The sequence below is a fragment of the Salinicola sp. JS01 genome (genome assembly GCF_030284585.1).
Taxonomy (GTDB): Bacteria; Pseudomonadota; Gammaproteobacteria; order Pseudomonadales; family Halomonadaceae; genus Salinicola.
Map to the genome: position 1 here is coordinate 1,425,382 of NZ_CP127244.1, position 24,116 is coordinate 1,449,497.

The 24,116-nt window shown below is 67.9% G+C and carries 19 protein-coding genes and 1 other RNA gene; 15 read left to right on the forward strand and 5 right to left on the reverse strand.

The window, feature by feature from the left end; genetic code table 11:
* Nucleotides 1-10 precede the first annotated feature (10 nt).
* From QO259_RS06505 to QO259_RS06520, 4 genes are read right to left on the reverse strand one after another with little or no spacing between them, the layout of a single operon-like run.
* Nucleotides 11-760, reverse strand: coding sequence for a TlyA family RNA methyltransferase (locus QO259_RS06505; RefSeq protein ID WP_285952228.1), 750 nt, complete (start codon nucleotides 758-760; stop codon nucleotides 11-13).
* The gene (locus QO259_RS06510; protein ID WP_285952229.1) at nucleotides 757-1,917 is read right to left on the reverse strand and encodes an ABC transporter substrate-binding protein; all 1,161 of its coding nucleotides are present in this window, start codon (nucleotides 1,915-1,917) and stop codon (nucleotides 757-759) included. The genes QO259_RS06505 and QO259_RS06510 overlap by 4 nt, the downstream gene beginning before the upstream one ends.
* Nucleotides 1,884-3,278 carry a sensor histidine kinase gene (locus QO259_RS06515; protein WP_285952230.1) on the reverse strand — a complete coding sequence of 465 codons (1,395 nt, stop codon included), beginning with the start codon at nucleotides 3,276-3,278 and terminating at the stop codon, nucleotides 1,884-1,886. The genes QO259_RS06510 and QO259_RS06515 overlap by 34 nt, the downstream gene beginning before the upstream one ends.
* Entirely contained in the window at nucleotides 3,275-3,946 is a 672-nt protein-coding gene (locus tag QO259_RS06520) for a response regulator transcription factor (RefSeq protein WP_285952231.1), read from the reverse strand. Before QO259_RS06520 ends, QO259_RS06515 begins: the two co-directional genes overlap by 4 nt.
* Before the next feature lie 346 nt (nucleotides 3,947-4,292).
* Between QO259_RS06520 and QO259_RS06525 the strand changes: the two genes are divergently transcribed.
* The 11 genes from QO259_RS06525 (at nucleotide 4,293) to QO259_RS06575 (ending at nucleotide 13,404) form a co-directional block, all read left to right on the forward strand.
* Complete coding sequence (locus QO259_RS06525; RefSeq protein ID WP_035473666.1) at nucleotides 4,293-5,279, forward strand: Bug family tripartite tricarboxylate transporter substrate binding protein; 987 nt, start codon at nucleotides 4,293-4,295, stop codon at nucleotides 5,277-5,279.
* Complete coding sequence (locus QO259_RS06530; RefSeq protein ID WP_285952232.1) at nucleotides 5,276-5,722, forward strand: tripartite tricarboxylate transporter TctB family protein; 447 nt, start codon at nucleotides 5,276-5,278, stop codon at nucleotides 5,720-5,722. The genes QO259_RS06525 and QO259_RS06530 overlap by 4 nt, the downstream gene beginning before the upstream one ends.
* A complete protein-coding gene (locus tag QO259_RS06535; protein ID WP_285952233.1) occupies nucleotides 5,722-7,242 on the forward strand; it encodes a tripartite tricarboxylate transporter permease in 1,521 nt (506 codons plus the stop codon). The genes QO259_RS06530 and QO259_RS06535 overlap by 1 nt, the downstream gene beginning before the upstream one ends.
* 232 nt (nucleotides 7,243-7,474) lie before the next feature.
* An RNA gene (ffs, locus tag QO259_RS06540) (signal recognition particle sRNA small type) lies at nucleotides 7,475-7,571 on the forward strand.
* A 393-nt stretch (nucleotides 7,572-7,964) separates the two neighbouring features.
* Nucleotides 7,965-9,431, forward strand: coding sequence for a DNA polymerase III subunit gamma/tau (gene dnaX, locus QO259_RS06545; protein WP_502949133.1), 1,467 nt, complete (start codon nucleotides 7,965-7,967; stop codon nucleotides 9,429-9,431).
* 77 nt (nucleotides 9,432-9,508) lie between these two features.
* Nucleotides 9,509-10,363 carry a DNA polymerase III subunit gamma/tau C-terminal domain-containing protein gene (locus QO259_RS06550; protein ID WP_285952234.1) on the forward strand — a complete coding sequence of 285 codons (855 nt, stop codon included), beginning with the start codon at nucleotides 9,509-9,511 and terminating at the stop codon, nucleotides 10,361-10,363.
* A 93-nt stretch (nucleotides 10,364-10,456) separates the two neighbouring features.
* Nucleotides 10,457-10,783, forward strand: coding sequence for a YbaB/EbfC family nucleoid-associated protein (locus tag QO259_RS06555; protein ID WP_207037390.1), 327 nt, complete (start codon nucleotides 10,457-10,459; stop codon nucleotides 10,781-10,783).
* A complete protein-coding gene (gene recR, locus QO259_RS06560; RefSeq protein WP_285952235.1) occupies nucleotides 10,783-11,388 on the forward strand; it encodes a recombination mediator RecR in 606 nt (201 codons plus the stop codon). Before QO259_RS06555 ends, recR begins: the two co-directional genes overlap by 1 nt.
* A gap of 138 nt (nucleotides 11,389-11,526) precedes the next feature.
* Complete coding sequence (locus QO259_RS06565; protein WP_285952236.1) at nucleotides 11,527-12,654, forward strand: ribonuclease D; 1,128 nt, start codon at nucleotides 11,527-11,529, stop codon at nucleotides 12,652-12,654.
* The gene (locus tag QO259_RS06570) at nucleotides 12,651-12,962 is read left to right on the forward strand and encodes a YcgL domain-containing protein (RefSeq protein ID WP_285952237.1); all 312 of its coding nucleotides are present in this window, start codon (nucleotides 12,651-12,653) and stop codon (nucleotides 12,960-12,962) included. Before QO259_RS06565 ends, QO259_RS06570 begins: the two co-directional genes overlap by 4 nt.
* Entirely contained in the window at nucleotides 12,955-13,404 is a 450-nt protein-coding gene (locus QO259_RS06575) for a YcgN family cysteine cluster protein (protein WP_035476897.1), read from the forward strand. The genes QO259_RS06570 and QO259_RS06575 overlap by 8 nt, the downstream gene beginning before the upstream one ends.
* Nucleotides 13,405-13,499: 95 nt before the next feature.
* Here QO259_RS06575 and QO259_RS06580 read toward each other — a convergent pair whose 3' ends face one another.
* Entirely contained in the window at nucleotides 13,500-15,593 is a 2,094-nt protein-coding gene (locus QO259_RS06580) for a S9 family peptidase (RefSeq protein ID WP_285952238.1), read from the reverse strand.
* A 143-nt stretch (nucleotides 15,594-15,736) separates the two neighbouring features.
* On the opposite strand from QO259_RS06580, the gene QO259_RS06585 reads away from it, so the two are divergent.
* The 4 genes from QO259_RS06585 (at nucleotide 15,737) to hrpA (ending at nucleotide 24,003) form a co-directional block, all read left to right on the forward strand.
* Nucleotides 15,737-16,210, forward strand: coding sequence for a hypothetical protein (locus QO259_RS06585; protein ID WP_285952239.1), 474 nt, complete (start codon nucleotides 15,737-15,739; stop codon nucleotides 16,208-16,210).
* Nucleotides 16,211-16,330: 120 nt separating this feature from the next.
* Entirely contained in the window at nucleotides 16,331-18,127 is a 1,797-nt protein-coding gene (locus tag QO259_RS06590; protein ID WP_285952240.1) for a vWA domain-containing protein, read from the forward strand.
* 91 nt (nucleotides 18,128-18,218) lie between these two features.
* Entirely contained in the window at nucleotides 18,219-19,931 is a 1,713-nt protein-coding gene (locus tag QO259_RS06595) for an AMP-binding protein (protein WP_207037395.1), read from the forward strand.
* Nucleotides 19,932-20,013: 82 nt separating this feature from the next.
* A complete protein-coding gene (gene hrpA, locus QO259_RS06600; RefSeq protein WP_285952241.1) occupies nucleotides 20,014-24,003 on the forward strand; it encodes an ATP-dependent RNA helicase HrpA in 3,990 nt (1,329 codons plus the stop codon).
* Nucleotides 24,004-24,116 lie beyond the last annotated feature (113 nt).

Below are 24,116 nucleotides of genomic sequence, written 5' to 3' on the forward strand. Positions count from 1 at the left end.
CCCGAGGCGCTCAGACGCGGCGGGCGTGGAGCAGGAACTCGCGGTTGCCGTCGCCGCCCTGGATCGGGCTTTCGCGCCAGTGGGTGAGCGCCAGCCCGACGCTTTTGCAGTGGCTCTGCAGGGTCTCGGCGACCTGCTCGAAAAGTGCTGTATCGCGCACGATGCCGCGGTCGTCGACGCGCCCCGGGCCGACCTCGAACTGCGGCTTGACCAGCGAGAAGAGCTCGCCCCCTGGCGCCAGTACCTGAGCGATCTGCGGCAGGATCAGCGTCTGCGAGATGAACGAGACATCCATGACCACGGCATCGATACCGCCCGGTGCCAGCTCGGCGAGCGTGGCGTGGGGCAGCGCGCGGGCGTTGATCCCCTCCAGGCAGGTGACTCGCGGATCCTCGCGCAGGCTGGCGTCGAGCTGGCCGTGCCCCACCTCGATACCGATCACCCGGGCGGCGCCGAAGCGCAGCGCACAGTCGCTGAAACCGCCGGTGGACTGGCCGATGTCGAGCACACACAGACCATCGAGACGGCGTTCGAGGGCGTTCAGCAGCGCTTCCAGCTTGAGCCCGGCGCGCGAGACATAGCGCTCCTCTGGGGCGGTCTCGATCTTCAGCGCGGTCTCTTCGGGGAGCTTTTCGCCGGGTTTGTCGGCAATCCGCCAGCCGCGGCCATCGTCGATGCTGACATAGCCCTGGCGGATCAGCCGCTGGGCGCGGGTGCGTGAGCGCAGCTGGGCGGCCACCAGTTGGTCGAGACGTTTCATGGTGAAGGTGATTCCTTGGTGGTCGCGGGCAGCGGTGCGGGATCCGCCAGCGGCCCGTCGGCAAAGGTAGTGCGGTTGGCGAACGCCTGCTGCCACTGTTCGAGCAGGGTCTGGCGCTTGAGCGTGTCGAGGGTGGCGAGCAGGCCGGGGCCGATCTGGACCGGGCGAATGGCGTCACCCAGCCGCTCGCGCAGGGCACCGGCGGTGCCGGGACCGCTGACCCCGGGGTCCACCGCGCCGAGCGTGGTGCGGGTCGCCAGTAGCGTCTGCGCCGAGCGCCCGAGCAGAAAATCGATGAAGCGTTCGGCGGCTTCCGGATGTGGCGCGCCACGCTGGCGCATGACCAGGCGCTGTAGCACCAGGGCGTAGTCGCGCGGGATCACCATCTCGAGCTCCGGGTGATTCGCCACGTAAGCCTGGGCGTAGGAGCCGATCAGGTTGTAGCCGATCCAGTAGCGGCCGGCACTGAGCCCTGCGAGCATCGCCGAGGTGGTCGCTTCGAGCGCTGCATGGCTGCGACCGAGGGCCGCCACCAGGTCCCAGTAGCGCGCCGAGATGCGCGCATCCTCGATCGCGTAGGTGTAGCCGGCGCCGCTCAGCCGCGGGTCGTAGGTGACCACTCGGCCCTTGAGCAGCTCGCTATGGGTGTCCAGGCGTGCCAGCAGTTCGGCGTGGCTCTCGGGCGCTGACATGTGCGCGACGAGATCGCGCCGATAGACCATCACGATCGGCTCGAAGGTGAAGCCGAACAGCTCGTGACGCCAGCGCGCCCAGCGCGGCCAGGCGGCAGTAACAGGGGAGTCGATGGGGCTGGAGAGCCCGGCGTTGGCCAGCTGGTACTGCCACGGCATGGCCGGCGACATGATCACATCGGCCCGGGGCGCGTCCTGCTCGGCGAGCACTCGCCGGTGCAGCGCCAGCGTATCCATGTGCTGATAGACCAGCTCGATCTCTGGGTGTTGCCGTGTGAACGCCTGCAGCAGCGGGCGCGCCTGGGGTGGGTCGAGCACGCCATAAATCGTCAGCGGCGTGGCCGGCGCGGTGCTGGCGGCAAACTCCAGAGTGCCTGCCCAGGCCGGTGGACCCAGCGCCGCCGCACCAGCCAGGCTCAGCAGGGCGCCGCTCAGGCGGCGTCGGGAAAGGTCAGGGTGATGCATAGTCCAGGCCGTTCAGGGTGGGCGGGGTCGCTGTCCGCGAGGGTGAGGCGGCAGCCGTGGGTGCGGGCGATACTGTCGACGATGGCGAGCCCCAGGCCGGTGCCGCTGCCACCTTCGCGGCCGCGATGGAAGGGGCGCAGCACCAGCAGGCGCTGCGACTCGGGAATGCCGGGGCCATCGTCGTCGACGCACAGCCGCGGCGGGTCGGCGAGCACGCTGACGGTGATGCGCCGGGCGCCGTAGAGGGCGGCGTTCTCGAGCAGATTGGCGAGCGCCTCCTCGAGCTGCCAGGCGGTGGCGGCGACCATCACCGCCTGCGCCGGACTCTCCACGCCGAGATCGACCCCGCGCCGGTCGAAGCTGGCAAAGCCGCTGCGTACCGCGCGCTGGGCCAGCGCACACAGGTCGACCGGGGTATGTGCCGGGGCGGCCTCGGGGTTGTTGAGGCGGGTCAGCGAGAGTAGCTGGCCGGCCAGGCGGGCGGTCTGGGCGGCGGTGGCGTGCATGCTGTCGAGCGCGGCGCGCCACTGTGCCGGGTCGGTCTGGCGCAGGGCCAGTTCGGCGCGGGCCGACAGGCCGGCCAGCGGTGTGCGCAGCTGGTGCGAGGCGTCGCCGATGAAGCGCTCCTGGTTGGCTCGCACCCGGCGCATGCGGGCCAGCAGTTCGTTCAGTGTCTGACGTAGTTCGTCGAGCTCACGCGGCAATTCCAGCACCAGCGGCGCCAGCGTACGCGGGTCGCGCTGGCGGATCGCCCGGCGCAGCCGGGTCAGCGGTTCCAGGGCAAAGCGCGCCGAGAGCAGGACCACCACCATCGCCAGCAGGGCGATCAGCGCCACGTTGAGCAGACTCGCCAGGAACAAGCGGTTGGCCAGCGCCGTGCGCCCCTCCTGGGAGTGCGCCACGCGCACTTCGAAGCGGTCGCTGCGATCCCAGCCTTCCAGGCGCGAGCGGCGCACGCCCAGACGCAGCGACAGGCCGTCGACGTCGACATCGGCGTAGCTCATCTGACCGCTGGGCGAGGGCGGCAGCTCGGGCAGGGCGCGGTTGCCGGTGACGAAGTGCCCCTGGGCATCATAGAGGGCGTAGAAGACCCGCTCCTGGGTATCCGTTGCCAGCATCTCCAGGGCCGATGGGGGCAGGTCCATCCACAGCCGGCTCTGCTGCCAGCGTACCTGTTCGGCGATCGACAGCGAGGCGGCATCGAGCAACCGATCGAAGGCGCGGTCGGCGGCGGCGCGCGAGGCGAACCAGCTCTGCCCCAGGATGAGTGCCGCCACCAGCGCCAGCGGACAGAGCAGCAGCACCGTCAGGCGGCGATAAAGACTCAGATGCGCCAGGCGAGAGCGGGGGAGGGCCGTCACTGGGTCTCCAGCAGATAGCCGATGCCGCGTACCGTGCGCAGGCCGATGCCCGAGTCGGTCAGGCGTCGACGCAGACGATGCACATAGACCTCGATGGCGTTGTCGCCCACGGTCTCGCCGGCGAACGCCTCGTCGATCAGGCGCGCCCTGTCCACCGGCTCGCCGGCGTAGCGCAGCAGGCAGGCGAGCAGGCGGTGCTCGCGCGGCGGCAGGGATAGCGGCGTCTCGCCCAGGCTGAAGCGCTGGCGCTGGGGGTCGAGGCGCAGCGCGCCCAGGCTCGGTGCTTCGTCCGCGGCGGCGCTGCGCCGGCGCAGCAGTGCACGTACGCGGGCCTCCAGCTCGTCGAGCGCGAAGGGCTTGGCCAGATAGTCGTCGGCACCCAGGTCGAGCCCCTTGACCCGGTCCTCGATCGCCGCACGCGCGGTGAGAATCAGCACCGGCGTTTGCCGATCCACGGCGCGCAGCGTGGCCAGCACTTCCAGGCCGCTGCGCGTGGGCAGGTTGAGATCGAGCAGTACCAGCGCATAGGCGTGGGGCTCGCACAGGCGCGCCGCAGCGATCCCGCCATCGGCGATGTGCTCGACCTGCTGTTCGGGCGTGGCGAGGGTCGCGGCGAGGGTGTCGGCGAGCAGCGGGTCGTCCTCGACCAGTAGCAGTGTCGGCGGCATGGCAGCGGCTCCTGCAGGGCGTTGGCGGTGAGTCTGCGGGCGGTGGCGGGATTGTAAACGATCACGGAGAGCGCGCATTCAACTTTAGTTGGCATTTGCCGTGACGCCGTTGACCGCGCGAAAGGGAGGCGCCTAAATTCCGCCTACGGGAACAGAGTTCTGCCTTACAGAATTGTAAGGTTGGCTCGATCCGCGTCGGGCGTCGCGCTGGAGGTTCTGCTTCGGCCGCCATGCAGCCCTTGGCATGACGACCTGCGCTCGACGACGTTTGAGGCATTCCAACACTTGCTTCATCACAGCGCCTGCTTCATCACAACGCTTGCTTCATCACAAGAAAGGAGAAGCCATGATTTCCGCCAAATCCTTGAAATGGGTCGCCGCTGCGGCCCTCACGCTGGTCGCCTCCAGCGCCATGGCGTTCCAGCCCTCGGGCAAGGTCGAGTGTATCGCCCCGTCCGATCCGGGTGGCGGCTGGGACTTTACCTGCCGCAGCGTGGGTAACGTCCTCGAAGAACTCAAGCTGGTGCCGGCTAGCGTCCAGACCATCAACATGGCGGGTGCCGGCGGCGGCGTGGCGTTTGCCCACACCGTGAGCAAGCGCAAGGGCGACGATCAGCTGCTGGTGGCCGCCTCCACCGCCACCACCACGCGTCTCGCCCAGGGTCAGTTCCCGGGCATGAACGCCGACATGGTCAACTGGATCGGGGCCGTGGGTGCCGACTACGGGGTGATCGCGGTCTCCAAGGACTCGCCTTACCACAACCTCAACGAGCTGATGGACGCGATGAAGAAAGACCCGCGGGCGGTCAAGTTCGCCGGCGGTAGCGCCAATGGCGGCTGGGACCACCTCAAGGTGCTGATCGCGGCCAAGGCGGCCGGGGTCGAGAATCTGCCGCGCATCCCCTATCTCTCCTACAACAACGGCGGTGAAGCGATGACCCAGGTCATCGGCGGCCACGTCGACGCCTTCACCGGTGATGTCACCGAGACCCAGGGTTTCCTGAAGTCCGGCGACCTGCGCGTGCTGGCGGTGCTCTCCGACGAGCGTCTGCCGGGTGATCTCTCCAGCATCCCCACCGCCAAGGAGCAGGGCATCGACGCGGTCGGCCCCAACTGGCGCGGTTTCTACATGCCGGCGGGTATCGACGACGACGCCAAGCAGTACTGGGTCGATGCCATGGACAAGCTCTACGCCAGCGACCAGTGGAAAAAGGTCATGGCCAGCAACGGTCTGATGCCGTTCCACCCCAAGGCGGATGAGTTCCAGGCCTTCGTCAAGCAGCAGATCCAGGACATCCAGGCGCTGTCCAAGGAAATCGGGCTGATTCAATGAGCAAGCTCAATGACCGCGTCTTCGGCCTGGTCATGCTGGTCATCGCCGTGGCCTATTTCTACGGCGCTACCCAGTTTCCGGTCCCCTTCGGGGGATCGGAAGCCGTCGGGCCCGAGACGTTTCCCAAGATCCTGGGGGTGGTGCTGGCGATCTGCAGTCTCTACATGATCGTCAAACCCGACCCCGATAACCACTGGCCGGCGCTGCGTACCTTCGTCGAGCTGGGTATCGCGGTGGTGGTACTCGTCCTCTACGCGCTGCTGCTGGAGCCGCTCGGCTTCATCCTCGCCACCATGCTGGCGGTCGGCACCCTGTGCTGGCGCATGGGCGCCAAGCCGCTCAAGGCCTATCTCACCGGGTTGATCAGTGGCGCCGTGGTCTTCGTGCTGTTCACCTACGGCCTCGAACTGCCGCTGCCGCTGGGCCTGCTGGAGCTGAACTGATGGATACGCTGCACTACCTGTCGCTCGGCTTCGGCGTTGCGCTGCAGCCAGAGAATCTGATGTTCGCGCTGATGGGCTGCTTCATCGGCACCCTGATCGGCGCGCTGCCCGGGCTCGGCCCGGCCAATGGCGTGGCGATTCTGATCCCGCTCGCCTTCACCCTGGGGCTCAAGCCCGAGACCGCGCTGATCATGCTCACCGCGGTCTATGCCGGGGCGATGTACGGCGGGAGAATCTCGTCGATCCTGCTCAACATCCCCGGCGACGAGCCGGCGATGATGACCTGTCTCGACGGCTATCCGATGGCGCGCAAGGGCAAGGCCGCCGAGGCCCTGGCGATCTCCGCCATTGCCTCTTTCATGGGCAGCCTGATCGCCACCGTTGGCCTGATCCTGCTGGCACCGCTGCTGGCACGCTTTGCGCTGACCTTCGGCCCGGCGGAGTACTTCGCGCTGTTCGTGCTGGCCTTTGCCACCCTGGGCGGTATCACCGGCAAGAATCCGATGAAGACGCTGATGGCTGCGGCCATCGGCTTGATCATTGCCACCGTGGGGATCGATCTCTCCACCGGTACCCAGCGCTACACCTTCAACGTGCTCGAGCTCTACGAAGGGGTCGACTTCATCATCGCCATCGTGGGCCTGTTCGCGGTCTCCGAGCTGCTGTTCTTCATCGAGGAGAAGGCCGGCAAGGGGCGCGAGATGATCAAGATCAATCCGCTCAAGCTCAACTGGCGCGATATCGCCTCGATCTTCCCGACCACCGTACGCGGCGGGGTGCTGGGCTTCATCGCCGGGGTGTTGCCGGGTGCCGGAGCGTCGCTGGGCAGCTTCATCACCTACACCCTGGAAAAGAAGATCCTGGGCAAGAAGGGCTACTTCGGTGAGGGCGATCCGCGCGGTGTGGCCGCGCCCGAGGCGGGTAACAACGGCGCCTCCAGCGGCGCACTGGTGCCCATGCTGACCCTGGGTGTGCCGGGCAGTGGCACCACGGCGGTGCTGCTGGCGATGCTGGTGTCGCTCAATATCACCCCCGGTCCGCTGATGTTCACCCAGAACGCCGACCTGGTGTGGGGTGTCATCGCTGCGCTGCTGGTGGGCAACTTCATGCTGCTGCTGCTCAACATTCCGCTGGTCGGGGTGTTCGTGAAGATCCTCTCGGTGCCGCCGATGTATCTGCTGCCGATCGTGACCATGGTCGCGTTCGTGGGCATCTACTCGATCAGCCACTCGACCTTCGATCTCTACTTCATGATCGCCTTTGGCGTCGCCGGCTATATCCTGCGCAAGCTGGAGATACCGCTGGTGCCGGTGATCCTGGGGCTGCTGCTGGGGCCGGAGATGGAGAAGAACCTGCGTCATGCGATGCAGATCTCCGACGGCGACTGGTCGATCCTGTGGAGCAGCGGGCTGTCGATCGGGCTGTGGCTGGTGGCGATCATCGGGCTGCTGCTGCCGGTGATCGTCGGGCCGATCCTGCGCAAGCGCATGCAGGCGGCCAAGGCCAAGATCGGAGACTGACGCCGCTGGTGTTGCGCCTTTCACGCCCCGGTGATTGTCATCGGGGCGTTTGCGTGAGGGTCTATGAGGCGGGATTCATCCTCATCGGTTGCTGCCGCACGGATACGCTGATATAGTTTGCGCCGCTCGACAACGCCTCGGCGTTATCGGCAACGATGCAAAGTGGCAACGGCTGTTCGATCGCCTCGCGATCAGCACTTCAAGCGCCCAGCATCGCGTTTATGGTGGCCCTTGCCGGTCCTCCCGCAACGCTAAACCGCAAACCCCGCCAGGCCCGGAAGGGAGCAACGGTAGTGGTGGCCGCGTGTGCCGGGATGTGGCTGGTCGGGGCCGCCTCCATTTCTAGCCTCGGTGTTATCTGGACTGCTTGTCCGGCCTGCGTCCTGCTGGCCCGCGCTTTTACGCTCCTGCTGATTCAGTCTGCCTGATCCTTCCCGCATCGTTTCTGCCGAGCCGTTTGCTGACCGCTGCGTCCTCTGCGCGCCTAGCGCTCGACCCCGGGTGTCTATCGGGGCTATCAAGTCTATCGGGGCTATCGCGCCAGCGTGCTATCTGTCCGCTGAGTCGCTGCTCGTTGAGGTACCGGTTACCTCGTCACCCTTCATTCGATCCTGCTAGAATGGCGCGATCATCGCCGCTCCCTGAGCCTGGCCGTGCCGCCATCCGTGTGGCCGGTTCGCCCGGGAGAGGGTGTCGTCCAGCCCCAAGGAATTCCGCGTCGTATGAGTTATCAGGTTCTGGCCCGCAAGTGGCGTCCTCGCACCTTCCACGAGCTGGTGGGGCAGGAGCATGTCAGTCGGGCGCTGGTCAACGCACTCGACCAGGGGCGGCTGCACCACGCTTATCTGTTCACCGGGACACGCGGGGTCGGCAAGACCACCCTGGCGCGTATCCTCGCCAAGTGCCTCAACTGCGAGCAGGGGGTAGGGTCGAAGCCCTGCGGCGTATGCCAGACCTGCCGCGATATCGACGACGGCCGCTTCGTCGATCTGATCGAGGTCGACGCCGCCTCGCGGACCAAGGTCGAGGATACCCGCGAGCTGCTCGATAACGTCCAGTACGCGCCGACCCAGGGGCGCTTCAAGGTCTACCTGATCGACGAAGTGCACATGCTCTCCACCCACAGTTTCAACGCCCTGTTGAAAACGCTGGAAGAGCCGCCGCCGCATGTGAAGTTCCTGCTCGCCACCACCGATCCGCAGAAGCTGCCGGTCACGGTGCTGTCGCGCTGTCTGCAGTTCACGCTCAAGAACATGCCGCCGGAGCGGGTGGTCGAACACCTGACCCGGGTGCTCGAGGCGGAGCAGGTGGCGTTCGAGCCGCCGGCGCTGTGGCTGCTGGGCAAGGCTGCCGATGGGTCGATGCGCGACGCCATGAGTCTTACCGATCAGGCGATCGCCTTCGGCCAGGGCGAGGTCCGTCGCGATGACGTCGCGGCGATGCTGGGCACCCTCGATCATGCGCACCTGCTGGCGCTGGCCGAAGCGCTGGCCGAGGTGGACGCCGAGCGGCTCTTGGCCGAAGTCGCCGCGCTGGCGGAGCAGGGGCCCGACTTCGCCGGGATTCTCGACGAGATCGCCGGGTTGATGCACCGCCTGGCGATCGCCCAGATGGTGCCCAGTGCCCTCGACAACGGCCATGGCGATCGCGATCAGCTGCTGGCGCTGGCCTCGCGCTTCACCGCCGAAGACGTCCAGCTCTATTATCAGATCGCACTGCAGGGGCGTGGCGATATCGATAGCGCACCGGATACCCGCACCGCCCTGGAGATGACCCTGCTGCGCATGCTGGCGTTCCGCCCCCAGGGGGTACCGACACCGCCGCAGACCGATCTGCCGCTGCGCGGCGAACAGCCGGCACGGGCATCGAGCGCGCCCGCTGATGCGCAGCCGGCTGCGGTACCTTCGGCGCCATCTGCGCCGAGCGCCGATTCAGCGGGTCCAGCTCAGAGCGCCGTGTCAGCGTCTCCCGCCCCCCAGGCGCATACGCCGGCAGCCGCTGAGCCTGCCGCCGCGGCGTCCCATCAGGCTCCGGTAGCGGACGCACCGCCCTGGGGGAAGCATCAGCGCCGGCCGCCGCGCCACCGGCTCCTGCCGAGCCCGTCGCGGCGGCGCCTCAGCAGGCTCCGGCGGCGGATGCACCGCCTTGGGCGGTCGAATCCACGCCGGCTGCTGCGCCGTCGGCAATAGACTCCCTGCCCCCGACGCCGGGCGTGGATTCAGCGCCCGAAACACCAGCAACGCCGCCTTCGGGCGCCGTAACTGCAATGCAGGCAGCGCCGACTGCCGAGCCCGCCGCGGCGGCGCCTCAGCAAGCCCCGGCGGCGGATATACCGCCCTGGGCGGTCGACTCGGCGCCATCCGCCGTCGATTCAGCGGCCCCGATGCCGGCCGACGATTCAGCGGCCCCGACCCTGGCCGTCGATTCAGCGGCCGTCGATTCAGCGGCGCCTATCCCGACCGACGATTCAGCGGCCCCGACACCGACCGCAGGGGCTCAGCAGTCCACCCATGCGCCCGCGGCCGCCGAAGCAGCGTCCGAGGGTGACTGGGAGGCGGATGCCGGCTTCGACGATGCCGATCTGGCCCAGGACCAGGCCGCCGCCGAAGCGGCCTATGCCGACTGGCAGTCCGCGCCGGCACCCGCCGCACCAGTGTCTGAAGAGGTCGACGACGAGAGCCTGTCGGCCAGTGCCGCTGCGCCCATGACGCCTGCGGCGGCGGGTGAGCATCTGACCCATGCGGCCTGGCTCGAGCGGTTCGATACGTTGGAGATCGGCGGCCTGACGCGTAATCTCGCCGCCCACTGCGTGGTGACCCAGGACGACGGCCAGACCCTGGCGCTGACGCTCGATCCGGGGCAGTCGGCGATTCTTTCCGAGATGCACGTCGAGCGCATCACCAAGGCGCTCGCGGCGCAGGGCTTCGCGCGGCGCGTGGCGATCGAGGTAGGCCCGCTCGACGGCCGCCTGGAGACCGCTCGCGACAAGCGCGACCGGGAAGCGCGTGAGCGTCACGCGCAGGCCGTTGAAGCGCTGCGCGGTGACCCGCACGTTCAGGAGCTGGAGTCGCGTTTCGGTGCGCGTCTGCTGGAAGAGAGCGTGACCAGCGACCGCGCCTGACCTCTTGACCGATCACGGTCGCGGGCGTGGTTGCCGCTGAAGCCCGAAGTTTTCCGTTTCAATCGATTCAATCGTCGTTCCAAGGAGTGCGAGATGTTCAAAGGTGGCATGGGCAACCTGATGAAGCAGGCCCAGGAAATGCAGGAAAAGATGCAGAAGGTGCAGGAAGAGATCGCTCAGATGGAAGTCTCGGGCGAAGCTGGCGCCGGCATGATCAAGGTCACCATGAATGGTCGCCATGACGTCAGCCGGGTCGAGATCGATCCCTCGCTGATGCAGGAGGATAAGGAGCTGCTCGAGGACCTGCTCGCGGCTGCGGTCAATGACGCCTCACGCAAGGTCGAGAGCCAATCCAAGTCGCGCATGGAAGAGGTCTCTTCCGGCCTCAATCTGCCGCCGGGCATGAAGCTGCCGTTCTGATGAGCTTTTCGCCGCTGGTCGAACAGCTGCTGGAGAGCCTGCGCGTGCTGCCTGGCGTCGGGCCCAAGACCGCCCAGCGCATGGCGCTGCATCTGCTCGAGCGCGACCGTGAGGGTGGCCGTCGGTTGGCCGAGGCCCTGGTGGAAGCCGTCGAGTCGGTCGGCTACTGCGAGCGCTGCCGTACCCTGACCGAGGAGACGCTGTGCGGCGTGTGTCAGGACGCACGGCGCGACGCACGGCTGCTGTGCGTGGTCGAATCGCCGGCCGATATGCTGGCGATCGAACAGGCCGGCGGCTATCGCGGCCAGTACTTCGTGCTGCACGGCCATCTCTCACCGCTCGACGGCATCGGCCCCGACGATATCGGTCTCGATCAGTTGGAAGCGCGGCTGGCGGCCGAGGCGGTCGACGAGGTTATCCTCGCCACCAACCCTACGGTCGAGGGTGAGGCAACTGCGCACTATATTGCCGAACATCTGGTCGGCCAGGCGGCCAAGCTCTCGCGCCTGGCTTACGGTGTACCCATGGGGGGAGAGCTCGAGTATGTCGATGGCGGCACGCTGAGTCGCGCCTTCCTCGGACGCCAGCCCTTCGCCCGCGAGTGAGTCGCACCCTGCGCGGCTCAACTGCCATTGCCACCATGCGGCGGCGGGGCTTCGTGCCACGCTGCACCTTGCACGATCAAGCGCCTTCCAGCGTGACGCGGCCGTGGCCGTGACGCGCTCAACCATGAAAGAGTTCGAATGACTGTCGACACGCCCATTGAATGGATCGATACGCCGGCGGGCCTCGCCGCCGCCTGTGCCGCCCTGGCCGACGCCGAGGTGCTGGCGCTGGATACGGAGTTCTTCCGTGAGACCAGCTTCTATCCGGTGCCAGCGCTGGTCCAGCTCAGCGCCGGCGAGCGTATCTATCTCATCGACCCCCAGGCGGTGGCAGCGGACGAGGCGCTGCGCGCGTTGCTCGCTGGCGGTGCGCCCAAGCTGATCCACGCCTGCAGCGAGGATCTCGAGGTGCTCGCGCTGTGGGCCGGGGTCGAGATCGCGCCGCTGATCGATACCCAGGTTGCCGAGTCGCTGCTGGGCGAGTCGGCGGCGATCGGCTATCGCGGGCTGGTACAGGCGCGCTGTGGGGTCGATCTGCCCAAGGAGGAGACCCGCTCCAACTGGCTCGAGCGCCCGCTGAGTGCGGCGCAGCTCGACTACGCGGCGCTCGATGTCTACTTCCTGCCCGAAATCTGGGCCCAGCAGCGCCAGGCCCTGGAAGCGCAGGGTCGGCTTGCGTGGCTTTACGAAGAGTGTGCCGCGCTCGGCGCCGGGCGCGACGTCAATGCCGGCGAGCGCTGGTATCTGCGCCAGCGTCAGCTATGGCGGCTGACCCCGCGTCAGGTCGAGGCCTACCGTCTGATGACGCGCTGGCGCGAGGCGGAGGTGCGCCGTCGCGATACGCCGCGCGGCTGGCTGGCCAAGGATGGGCTGCTGCTGGCGATCGCCGAGGCGATGCCGACCAACCGCTTCGAGCTGGCCGCGGTCGACGGTGTGGCGCCGGCGCTGGTCAAGCGTGAAGGCGACGCGCTGCTGGATCTGGTCAAACAGGCGCAGCACGCCGACGAGGCCGCACTGCCGACACCGCCGCCGGTGCCCACCGCGCCGGCCTTCAAGCGGCGCATGAAAGCGCTCAAGGGCGTGGTCGGCGAGCGCGCCACGGCGCTGGGTCTGGCGCCGGAGCGGCTCTCCAACCGCGCCGAGATGGAGACGATCGCCGCGGCGCACCTCGGCGGGCAGACGCTGCCGCTGCCCGGCGGCTGGCGTGGTGAGTGCCTGGCGGCGCCGTGGCGCGCCGCGCTGGACGCGCTGGAGGGGACGGCATGAGTGCCGGCGAACAGCGCCTGCTGTGCGAAGTGGTCAAGAGCCCGCATCTCGATGAGATGTATCTCTACCTCGACAAGGCGCGGGGCATGGCGGCGGTGCCGGAGGCGCTACGCGAGCGCTTCGGCCGCCCGATTCCGGTGATGACGCTGCTGCTACGTGCCGAGCGGCCGCTGGCCCGGGTCGATGTGCATCAGGTGATGGCGGCGATCCGCGCCCAAGGTTTCTATCTGCAGATGCCGCCGGCCAAGGAGGGCTATCTGCTCGATCTGTTCACCCCGCGCGACAGGGACGACACACCCCATGCGTGAGCGATTCTGGGAGCGGTTCACGCTCGAGGAGCTGACCCCGCAGGAGTGGGAGGCGCTGTGCGACGGCTGCGGCAAGTGCTGCCTGGTCAAGATGGAGCACCCGGAGAGCGGCGACGTGGCCACGCTCAATGTCGCCTGCCGCCTGCTCGATATCGACAGCTGCCGCTGCGGCGACTATGCCCACCGCTTCGAGCGGGTGCCGGAGTGCACTCAGCTCAGTCTGGCCAATCTCGACGAGTTTCACTGGCTGCCGCATAGCTGCGCCTATCGCCGCCTGTCCGAAGGACGCAAGCTGGCCAGCTGGCATCCGCTGCGCAGCGGCAGCGATCGGCGCATGCACGATCGCGGCATGAGCGTGCGCCACTTCGCGGTCAGTGAGCGCGAGGTCGACGAGGCGGACTACGAAGCGCACATCATCGATATCCTGCCGCTGCGCGATTGACCCCCATCTTTGCCGCCTGCTCGTCAGCGGACCGGCCGCTGTGGACATCTACTGGCGCCCGCTGCGGCCGACCCGGGTGGTCGGCCGCGTACCCCTCACTCGCTTGTCTGCTGTGCCTCGCTCGTTGTCGCCTGCGGCTCGGCGACGCCCAGTGCCCACAGCAGGAAGGCGTCCTGGCGCGCGTTGTCGCGCCACGCCTTGAAGCGCCCGGAGGCACCGCCGTGGCCGGCGGCCATATCGGTTCGCAGCAGTACCGGGCCGCGGGCGCTGTCGAGTTCGGTCATGCGCGCATAGAGCTTGGCCGGTTCCCAGTAGGGTACCCGCGAGTCGTGCCAGCTGCCCTGCAGCAGGACGCTGGGGTAGGGTTGCGCAGTGAGGTTATCCAGCGGCGAGTAGTCGCGAATGCGCCGCCGCGCCGCGGGCTCGTCGGGGTTACCCCACTCGGTGTACTCCGCTGTGGTCAGCGGCAGGTCGGGGTTCTCCATGGTGCGCAGCACATCGACGAAGGGTACGTCGAGCACCGCGGCGCAGAACGCGGTGGGCTCCAGGTTGAGACTGGCGCCGACCAGCAGGCCGCCGGCGCTGGCGCCGTAGGCGGCGATGCGTTCGGGGGCGGCGAGGCCCGAGTCGACCAGGGCGTGGCGTGCAGCGAGGAAGTCGCGGAAGCTGTTCTCCTTGTGCTCCAGCTTGCCGGCCAGGTACCACGGCTCGCCGCGGTCGCCGCCGCCGCGCACGTGGGCCACGGCGAAAGCGACGCCGCGCGCCAGCAGCTCGAGCCGAGCCACCGAGAACCAGGGGTCGAGCACCTCGCCGTAGGCGCCGTAGCCGTAGAGCAGGGTCGGCATTGGGGCCTGCCCCAGCAGGTCGGCGCGGGCGACCACCGAGACCGGAATGCGCTCGCCGTCGTGCCCCGTCGCCCACAGGCGGCGGCAGGTCAGCTGCGCTGGCTGCAGGTCGCCGTGCAGCGTCTGGCTCTTGAGCAGGCGCTGCTCGCCGCTGTCGAGATCGTGCTCGACCCAGCGCACGGGGAGGGTGAACGACTCTTCGCGCAGGCGCAGGCGACGGGCGTGAAAGTCCGGCGCATCGCCCAGCGCCAGGCTGCACGGCGCCTCTGGCAGCGGCAGACGATAGCCGGGCACGCCCGCGGCATCGCTGGTCTCAGCGTCCGGCGCGAGTTCGATCGCGCGCAGATAGACCTGCGCCTCGTGGTGGTCACGCTCGGTGAGCATCAACCCCCAGGCGAAGGCGTCGACACCTTCCAAGGTGACGTCCTCGCGATGCGCCACCAGCGGCTGCCACTGATCGGGCGCGGACACCGGGGCGGTGTCGAGGCGGAAGTGGGCAGCATCGCGATTGTGCAGTACATAGAAGGTATCGCCGCGGTGGTCGATGCCATACTCGATGCCGCTCTCGCGTGGGCGCACGCAGCGCGGCGCGCGCTCTGGCTCGGCGGCAGGGATCAGATGGCACTCGGCGGTATCCTTGGAGGCGGTCTCGATCACCAGCCACTGGCGCGAGCGTGTCTTGCCCACGCCGACCCAGAACTCGACATCCGGCTCCTCGAACAGCTTGGCGCAGCGGTCGCTCTCCACGCACAGCCGCCACACGCTGGCGGGGCGCTGGGTAGCGTCGTAGCGGGTGAAGAGCAGGGTGCGGTTATCCTCCGCCCACAGCAGTTCCGGGCCCAGACGTCGACGCAGCCGGCGCGGCTCGCCATCCGGCAGCTGCTTGAGATAGAGGTCGAAGAACTCGTTGCCGCTGACATCCTCGGTCCAGGCCAGCCAACCCTCGTCGGGGGAGAGCGCCATGTCACCGAGCTCGAGGAAGTCGTGATCGGCGGCCCGCGCCTGCAGATCGAGAATCAGTTCGGGGGCGGCGTCACCCTGGCACGCCTGACGCCACCAGCGTGGATAGTCGGCGTCGGCGGCCGTCTCGCTCCAGTAGCGGTAGTGGTCGAGCGTGGTCGGCAGCCCGGTGACGGCGAGTTCGCGCCGCGCCAGATGGCCGTCGTAGAGCGCGTCTTCGAGTGGCTTCAATGGTGTGAAGAAGCGGTCGCTCTGGCGATTGGCTGCGCGCAGGAAGGCCTTCACCTGAGGATCGTCGCGCGACTCCAGCCAGTGCCAGGCGGGGTCGTCCTCGCGGCGGAAGTGACTGACGGGGGAGGACTCGGTGATCTGGGCGCGGGGCATAGGCTATCGGGCTGCTCGGGTAGGTAGTTCACATGGCGAGAACGCCGCCGCGACCCGACCCTCTGGCACGGACCCCGGGCGGCTGTGCTTTCCAGGCGGGAAGTGTACCATGTCCCAAACCGTTCGAATCGAGAGTCGTCATCATGCTGTTTTCCGATTCCCTGCCGCAGCTGTGGCTGAGCTACGCCGCGCTTTCTTGTGTGGTCCTGGTCACCGGCTATCTGGGGGTGCGGCTGCTACCGTTGCTGCCGCGTCTGGCGCTGGTCGGTGTGGTCGCGGGGGCGCTGTGGATGGTCGCCCCCTTCACGCTGCCACTGGCGCAGCCGGGTGAGACCTACTCCGGTCTGGCCCCGGCCATCGTGGTGATGGCGGTGGGCGTGCTGCAACACGACGGTGGTCAGGTCTTCGGTGCGTTGCCGCTGTTGCTGTTGGGAGCGGCAGTGGGTGCCGGGGTCGGTGTGCTGGCATGGCGCAAACTGCGTCACCGCGGCGGTGACGATGGCCGCAGCGGCGGACGTGGCGGCAAACAGCAGTCGGGTGCCACCCGTACTGCCGCTGCGAAAAAGACGGGTGAGCGTGGCCAGGGTGGCGGCCGCCGCGAACCGATGGTCGGCTGATTCAGCCCTCGCCCGCGGGGCTTCGGTGGGTGACCGGGGCGGAGTCGCGCCGGACGCTTTTTTGGATAGGGCTTCGTGCGCACTCCACGCCGGAGCCGGGTGGCGAGAAGGAAGCGCGGCATGCGTGCGTTGAGGGTATGGCTGGTTTGTCTGCTCGGCCTGCTGCCGGGCTGGGTGCTGGCGCAGACGGCGCCGGACGTCAGAATCGTGGTCGATGTTTCCGGCAGCATGAAGCAGAACGACCCCGGCAACCTGCGCGCCAACGCGCTGGATCTTGCCGCCATCCTGCTGCCTCAGGAGGCGCGCGGTTCCATCTGGACTTTCGGTACCACCGTCGCCAACCCGGTCCCCGATGCCGGGGTCGATGACGCCTGGCGTCAGCGGGTGAGCCGGTTGATGCCGCAGCTCACCGACTACCAGCAGTTCACCGATATCGAGCAAGCCCTGACTCGCGCCGCCGCGGCGCCGCCCCAGGGGCCCAACCGCCATCTGATCCTGCTCACCGACGGCATGATCGATCTGCCCGCCACTGGCGGTGACAAGCGTGCACAGGACGCGGCCTCGCGGCAGCGGGTCATTACCCAGCTTGCTCCCGAGCTGGCCGCCGAAGGCGCGACCGTCCATCTGATCGCGCTCTCGCGCAACGTCGACCTGCCGCTGCTCGAGCAGGTGGCGCAGACCACTGGCGGGCTGGCGGCGGTGGCCGACACTCCGGATCAGTTACTGCGCGCCTTTCTCGACGTGCTCGACCGCATCCTGCCGGGGGATCAGGTGCCCATCGACGCGCAGCAGCGCTTCACTATCGATGACGATATCCAGGCCTTCAATGCACTGCTGTTCCACGCCCCGAATGCCGACTCGCCGGTACTGATCGGCCCCGACGGCCAGCGCTATTCCCGCGATGATCACCCCGGGCGGGTCGAGTGGCAGAGCAGCGATCGTTACGATCTGATCAAGGTGCCCGAGCCGATGTCTGGTGAATGGCGCATCGAAGGCGCCATCGGCGACGACAGCCGGGTCGGCATCCAGGCCGATATCGCGTTGCGCAGCACCGCGCTGCCGGCAACGCTTTACCGCGGCTTTGCCACGCCGCTGGACGTGTGGCTGGAAGCCAAGGGTCAGCGTTTGGAGGGCGATGCACTGCCTGCCGGGCTCGCGGTACGTGCAGAGCTGCGCGACCTCGATGGCAACCTGCTGTCACAGACCACGCTCTCGCCCCAGGCGGGGCACTTCCGCGGTGAGCTGCCCGGCGCGGAGCAGTTGGGCAATGCGCGCCTGGTGATCACTGCGCGCAGCGAGCGCCTGATTCGCCAGCGGGTGCAAACGGTCAATGTGGTCGCCGCACTCAGCGCCGAACTGAGCCAGGACGGCTCACGCATCGTGATCCGCGCCAATCACCCCGAACTCAATGCCGACAACACCCGGCTCAGCGCCGAACTCACCGGCAGCCCGCTGACGGTCCAGCGTATCGATGCACGCACCTGGGCGATCGATGTGCCGCGTACCGACCCCAACGCCTCACTGCCGGTGACCATCTCCGCCGAGGCCGATCTCGACGGTCGTACCTGGCACTTCGACCTGCCCATCGTGCGCCTGAATCCTGAAGCTGGGGTGGGGCTGACCGGCGCCGATCTGTCACGTGCGGTCAAGAGCCAGCAGCGTGAGCAGGACGATAGCCTCGGCAGTGGCAGCGACGACAGCTTCACCGACGGGCTGTCGGCGTCGCAGATGGCCGATGCCGCCGTGGCCAAGGCGCGCGAGGGCTGGCAGATCGCGCGCCCCTACGTCGAGACCTATGCCCAGCGTCCGGTCACCTGGATCGTGATCGCGCTGCTGGTGGTGCTGTTGCTGCTCGAGCGCTGGCGCCGCGCCGTCAGCCGCAGACGCCGGGCGCGGCGCTCGGAGCCTTCCCTGTAAAAGTGACGGTGCGATTACCACCTTGGTGGCAGCGCCGGGGCGCGGGGAACCTGATATAAGGGAGTTATTCAAGCCTAATCAAGGAGATCCCATGGGTGACAGCGCGAACGCCTACGTCGAGTCCGGAGTGCCCCTGACGGGTCTCGAGGCTTTTCATTCGATCAACGACATCATCGCCGATGCGTGTCATCGCTACGCCGACAAACCGGCGTTCACCTGCATGGGCAAGACCCTGAGCTATGCCGATGTCGATCGCCTCGCCGATCGCTTCGCCGCCTGGCTGCAGAACCACACCGACCTCGAGCCGGGGGATCGTATCGCCATCCAGCTGCCCAACGTGCTGCAGTTCCCGGTGGCGGTGTTCGGCGCGCTGCGCGCCGGGCTGGTGATCGTCAACACCAACCCGCTCTACACCGAGCGCGAGATGCGCCACCAGTTCCGTGATGCCGGCGCCAAGGCGATCGTGGTGCTGGCCAACATGGCCCAGAAGCTCGAGAACGTGCTCGCTCAGACCGAGATTCGCCACGTGGTGGTGACCGAGATGGGTGACCTCCACGACTGGCCCAAACGTCCTCTGATCAACTTCGTGGTGCGTCGGGTCAAGAAGATGGTGCCCGCCTATTCGTTGCCTCAGGCGGTCGATTTTCGCCGCACCCTGTCCGCGGGCGAGCGGACGGCCACGGTTGCGTCGGGGAAGGACGAAGAGATCGCCGTGCTGCAGTACACCGGCGGCACCACCGGGGTGGCCAAGGGCGCGATGCTGACCCACCGCAATCTGATCGCCAACATGCTGCAGACCCAGCAGCTGCTCGGCGATACCCTGGAGAATGGCAGCGAGACGATCATCGCGCCGCTGCCTTGCTATCACATCTATACCTTCACGGTGAACTGCCTGTACGCGATGACCACCGGCCAGCACAATGTGCTGATACCCAACCCGCGGGACATCGCCGGCTTCGTCAAGACCCTTTCGCAGACACCGTTCAGCGTCTTCGTCGGGCTCAACACGCTGTTCAACGCCCTGTGCCAGCGCGACGACTTCAAGGCGCTCGACTTCTCGCGCCTCAAGTTCACCATCTCCGGCGGCATGGCGTTGACCCAGGCCGCGGCCAAGCGCTGGCAGGAGGTGACCGGCAACGGCATCGTCGAGGGCTACGGCTTGACCGAGACCTCGCCGATCGCCCTGGTCAATCCACCCGATGCGCCGCAGATCGGCACTATCGGCCGCCCCGTGGCGGGCACCGAGGTGCGCGTGGTCGACGACGAGGGGCGAGCGCTGCCGCCGGGGGAGAGTGGCGAGCTGTGCATCAAGGGGCCGCAGGTGATGAAGGGCTACTGGAATCGCCCGGAGGATACCGCCAAGACGCTCAGCGACGATGGCTGGCTGCGTACCGGCGACATGGCGGTGGTGCAGGAGGATGGCTACGTCAAGATCGTCGACCGCAAGAAGGACATGATTCTGGTCTCGGGATTCAACGTCTATCCCAATGAGATCGAGGAGGTGGTGGTGGGGCACCCGGACGTGCTCGAGGCCGCTGCGGTGGGCGTGCCCGATGAGGAGAGCGGCGAGGCGATCAAGCTGTTCGTGGTGGCGCGCAACGAGGGGCTCGACCCCCAGGCGCTGCGCCAGTGGTGCAAGAAGGAACTGACCGGCTATAAGGTGCCCAAGTTCGTCGAACTGCGCGACGAGCTGCCCAAGAGCAATGTCGGCAAGGTGCTGCGGCGTGAGCTGCGTGACGGCGACAAGGCCGCGGATGGCTCGGTCTCGGATGGCAAGGTCTCGGGCAGCAAGGCCTCGACGTGAGTTAGCACGCTTTCGGCGCTACAATGGTGGGTTCGCCGTGGTCTCCCGGCGACTCCACCGCACTGCCGATGTCGAGGATCTCTTGAGCGCCACCGCTGCCAACGCTTCCCAAGCTCTGAACCAACTGCAGGCGCGGCTAGACGCCTGTCTGCTGCGCGATGCCCACGCCCTGCGCGGGCGCCTGGCGCGGCTCGAGCGGCGTGCCCGCGAGGGCAAGCCGATCGACCGCTCGCTGGGCGAAATCGAGGCCCGCATCGACGCCTCCCAGGCGCAGGTCGAGCGCCGACGTCGAGAGCGCGTCACCCTCGACTACCCCGAGTCGCTGCCGGTGGCGGCGCGGCGCGAGACGATCCTCGAGGCGCTGCGTGAGCATCAGGTCGTGGTGGTGGCCGGTGAGACCGGCTCGGGCAAGACCACCCAGCTACCCAAGCTATGTCTCGAACTGGGCCTGGGCCGACGCGGCATGATCGGGCATACCCAGCCGCGGCGCCTGGCGGCGCGCTCGGTGGCGACCCGGTTGGCGGAGGAGCTGGAGGTACCGCTGGGGGAGCAGGTCGGCTATCAGGTGCGCTTCACCGACCAGAGCGGTGACGCCACCCTGGTCAAGCTGATGACCGACGGCATTCTGCTGGCCGAGACCCAGCATGATCCAGACCTGCTGCGCTATGAGGCGATCATCATCGACGAGGCCCACGAGCGCAGCCTCAACATCGACTTTCTGCTCGGCTATCTCAAGCGCCTCAGCGCGCGCCGGCCCGATCTCAAGATCATCATCACTTCCGCCACCATCGACGTCGATCGGCTGTCGCGCCACTTCGCCCGTGAGATCGACGGCGAGACGCGCCCGGCGCCGGTGGTCGAGGTCTCCGGGCGTGCTTACCCGGTCGAGGTGCGCTACCGCCCGCTGGTGCGCGAGGCCCGTGACGAAGAGGACCTGACGCTGCAGGAGGGGATCGTGGCGGCGGTCGAGGAGATCGAGCAGATCGAGCGCGACAAGCGCTGGTACTCGGGGCCACGCGATATCCTGATCTTCCTGCCCGGAGAGCGCGAGATTCGCGAGACCGCCGATCTGCTGCGCCGGCTCGAGCTCAAGAGTACCGAGATCCTGCCGCTCTACGCGCGGCTCTCCAACGCCGAGCAGAACCGCGTGTTCCAGAGCCATGCCGGGCGTCGCATCGTGCTCTCTACCAACGTCGCCGAGACCTCGTTGACGGTGCCCGGCATCCGCTATGTGATCGATCCGGGGCTGGTGCGCATGAGCCGCTACAGCTTCCGGGCCAAGGTGCAGCGGCTGCCGATCGAGCCGGTGAGTCAGGCCAGCGCCAATCAGCGCAAGGGGCGCTGCGGGCGCATCGCCGATGGCGTATGCATCCGTCTCTACAGCGAGGAGGATTTTCTCTCCCGGCCCGAGTTCACCGAGCCCGAGATCCAGCGCACCAATCTGGCGGCGGTGATCCTGTCGATGCTCTCGCTCAAGCTCGGCGAGGTACTCGATTTCCCCTTCGTCGACGCCCCCGATCCGCGGGTGGTCAAGGATGGCTACCGCCTGCTGTTCGAACTCGGCGCGGTGGACGGCGGTGAGCGCCTGAGCGACATCGGACGACGGCTCTCGCGGCTGCCGATCGATCCGCGGCTGGGGCGTATGGTGCTGGCCGGCGAGCAGTTCGGCTGTCTGCGCGAGGCGCTGATCGTGGTCAGCGCGCTGGCCACCCAGGACCCGCGCGAGCGTCCGGCCGAGAAGCGCCAGGCCGCCGATCAGAAGCATCGCCAGTGGGATGACCCCGATTCCGATTTCGTGGCCTGGCTCAATCTGTGGCAGGGCTTCGAGGCGGCCCGCGACGAGCTTTCCGGCAGCCAGCTGCGACGCTGGTGCCGGGACCAGTATCTGAGCTACCTGCGCCTGCGCGAGTGGCACGATACCTACCGTCAGCTGCGCCAGCTGGTGCGCGAGATGAAGCTCGAGCCGAGCAGCGCCATGCAGCCGGGTGAGGGCGAGGGGGCCGCACCCAGGGTGGACGCCGCCCGCCTTCACCAGGCGCTGCTCGCCGGACTGCTGTCGCATCTCGGCCAGCTGCAGCCGGAGAGCCGTGAATTCCTCGGCGCGCGCAATCGCAAGTTCATGCTCCATCCCGCTTCGGGGTTGGCCAAGAAGCCGCCCAAGTGGGTAATGGCCGGCGAGCTGGTCGAGACCAGTCGGCTGTTCGCCCGTGACTGCGCGCGCATCAAGCCGGAGTGGATCGAGCCCCAGGCGGGTCATCTGGTCAAGCGCGCTTACAGCGACCCGCACTGGGAGCGCAAGCGCGCCCAGGTGGTAGCGCTAGAGCAGGTCACCCTGTTCGGGCTACCGATCGTCAGCGGCCGGCGCGTCGACTACGCCAAGGTGGCGCCGGCGGAGGCGCGCGAGCTGTTCATTCGGCGCGCGCTGGTCGAGGGTGACTACGACACTCGCGCCGCATTCTTCTCCCACAACCGCGCGATGGTGGCGGAGGTCGAGGAACTGGAGGATCGCGCGCGCAAGCGGGATATTCTGGTCGACGAAGAGACGCTGTTCGCCTTCTACGACGAGCGCATCCCTGCCGAGGTCGCCAGCGGGCGCGACTTCGAAGCCTGGCGCAAGCGCGCCGAGCGCGAGACCCCCGAGCTGCTGAAACTCGACAAGGCCGCGCTGATGGCGCGCGAGGCCGACGACGTCAGCGTCGAGCAGTACCCAGACGAGCTGGTCTTCAACGGTGTGCGCTATCCGCTCAGCTATCACTTTGCGCCGGGGGCGAGCGACGACGGTGTGACCCTTACCGTGCCGGCGGTCATGCTGGCCCAGCTGCCGGAGGGGCGGCTGTCGTGGCTGGTGCCGGGGCTCTTGCGCGACAAGTGCATCGCGCTGCTCAAGGCGCTGCCCAAGACGCTGCGGCGTCAGGTGGTGCCGATCCCCGACTGGGTCGATGCGGCGCTGCAGACGCTGACCCCCGATGCGCGTCCGGTGGAGACCGCGCTGGGCGAGTTCCTGCGGGTCAAGACCGGGGTACGTCTTGACCCCTCGGCGTGGCGGCTCGATCAGCTCGAACCGCATCTGGTGATGAATCTGCGGGTGGTCGATCACGAGGGCCAGGTGCTGGGCGAGGGGCGCGACCTGGCCGCTCTGCGCGAGCGCTTCGGCGACGCCGCCGCAGCCGGTGCCCGTGCCATGGCGCAGCAGCAGGAGGCCCCCAGCGAGACCCTGGAGGCGCTGCCGCAGACCCCGCTGCCAGACTCCAGCACCAGCCGCCAGGCGGGTATCCAGGTCGAGGTCTATCCGGCCCTGGTGCCGGCCGGTGACGCGCTCCAGATCGCCTGGTTCGACCACGCCGAGCGCGCCACCGCGGCGCACCGGGATGGCGTGGTGGCGCTGGCGCGCCGCCGCCTGCCGGAGCTTCTGCGCTACCTGCAGCGGGAGCTGCCGCAGCTCAAGGCGTGCGCGCTGCTGTTCACCAAGGTGGGCACGCGCGAGCAACTGACCCAGGACGTGATCGATGCGGTGCTGGCGCAGACCGTCGCTGCCGACCCGCTGCCGCGCTCGGGCGAGGCTTTCGATGCCCGCCTCGAGCAGTGGCGGGGCGATCTGGTGGGCTACGCCGAGCGGCTGCTCGATGACCTGCACAAGGCGCTGGAGGGGCACCTGGCGGTGACCAAGCAGCTCAAGGGTAACGTCAGTTTTGCCCTGGCCCTGAGCTACAGTGATCTCAAGGCCCAGATGCAGCGTCTCGTCTATCCGGGCTTCGTGCGCGATGCGGGGCCTTGGCTCGAACACTATCCGCGTTACCTGCAGGCGGCCGAGATCCGGCTGGAGAAGGCGCCGCGCGATCGTCGTCGTGATCAACTGGCGATGCAACAGGTGCAGGAGTGGGAGAGCCGACTCGATGCCCGCCGTCAGGCCGCCGAGCGCGAGGGCGTCGTACCCGCCGAGCTGATCGAGTTCGGCTGGTGGCTGCAGGAATTTCGGGTGTCGCTGTTCGCCCAGCAGCTGGGGACACTCGAGAGTGTCTCGGAGAAGCGCCTGGCACGGCGCTGGCGCGAGATCACCGGGCAGGCGCTATGACGCCGCTGCATCCCGGTACCCGCCTCCGGCGTATCATGGGTTGTAGAGGTGTGCACGGGGCCCAGGGGCTGGACGGCGCTGACCGCACCGTACCGACAGGGCGCGCGGCGTTC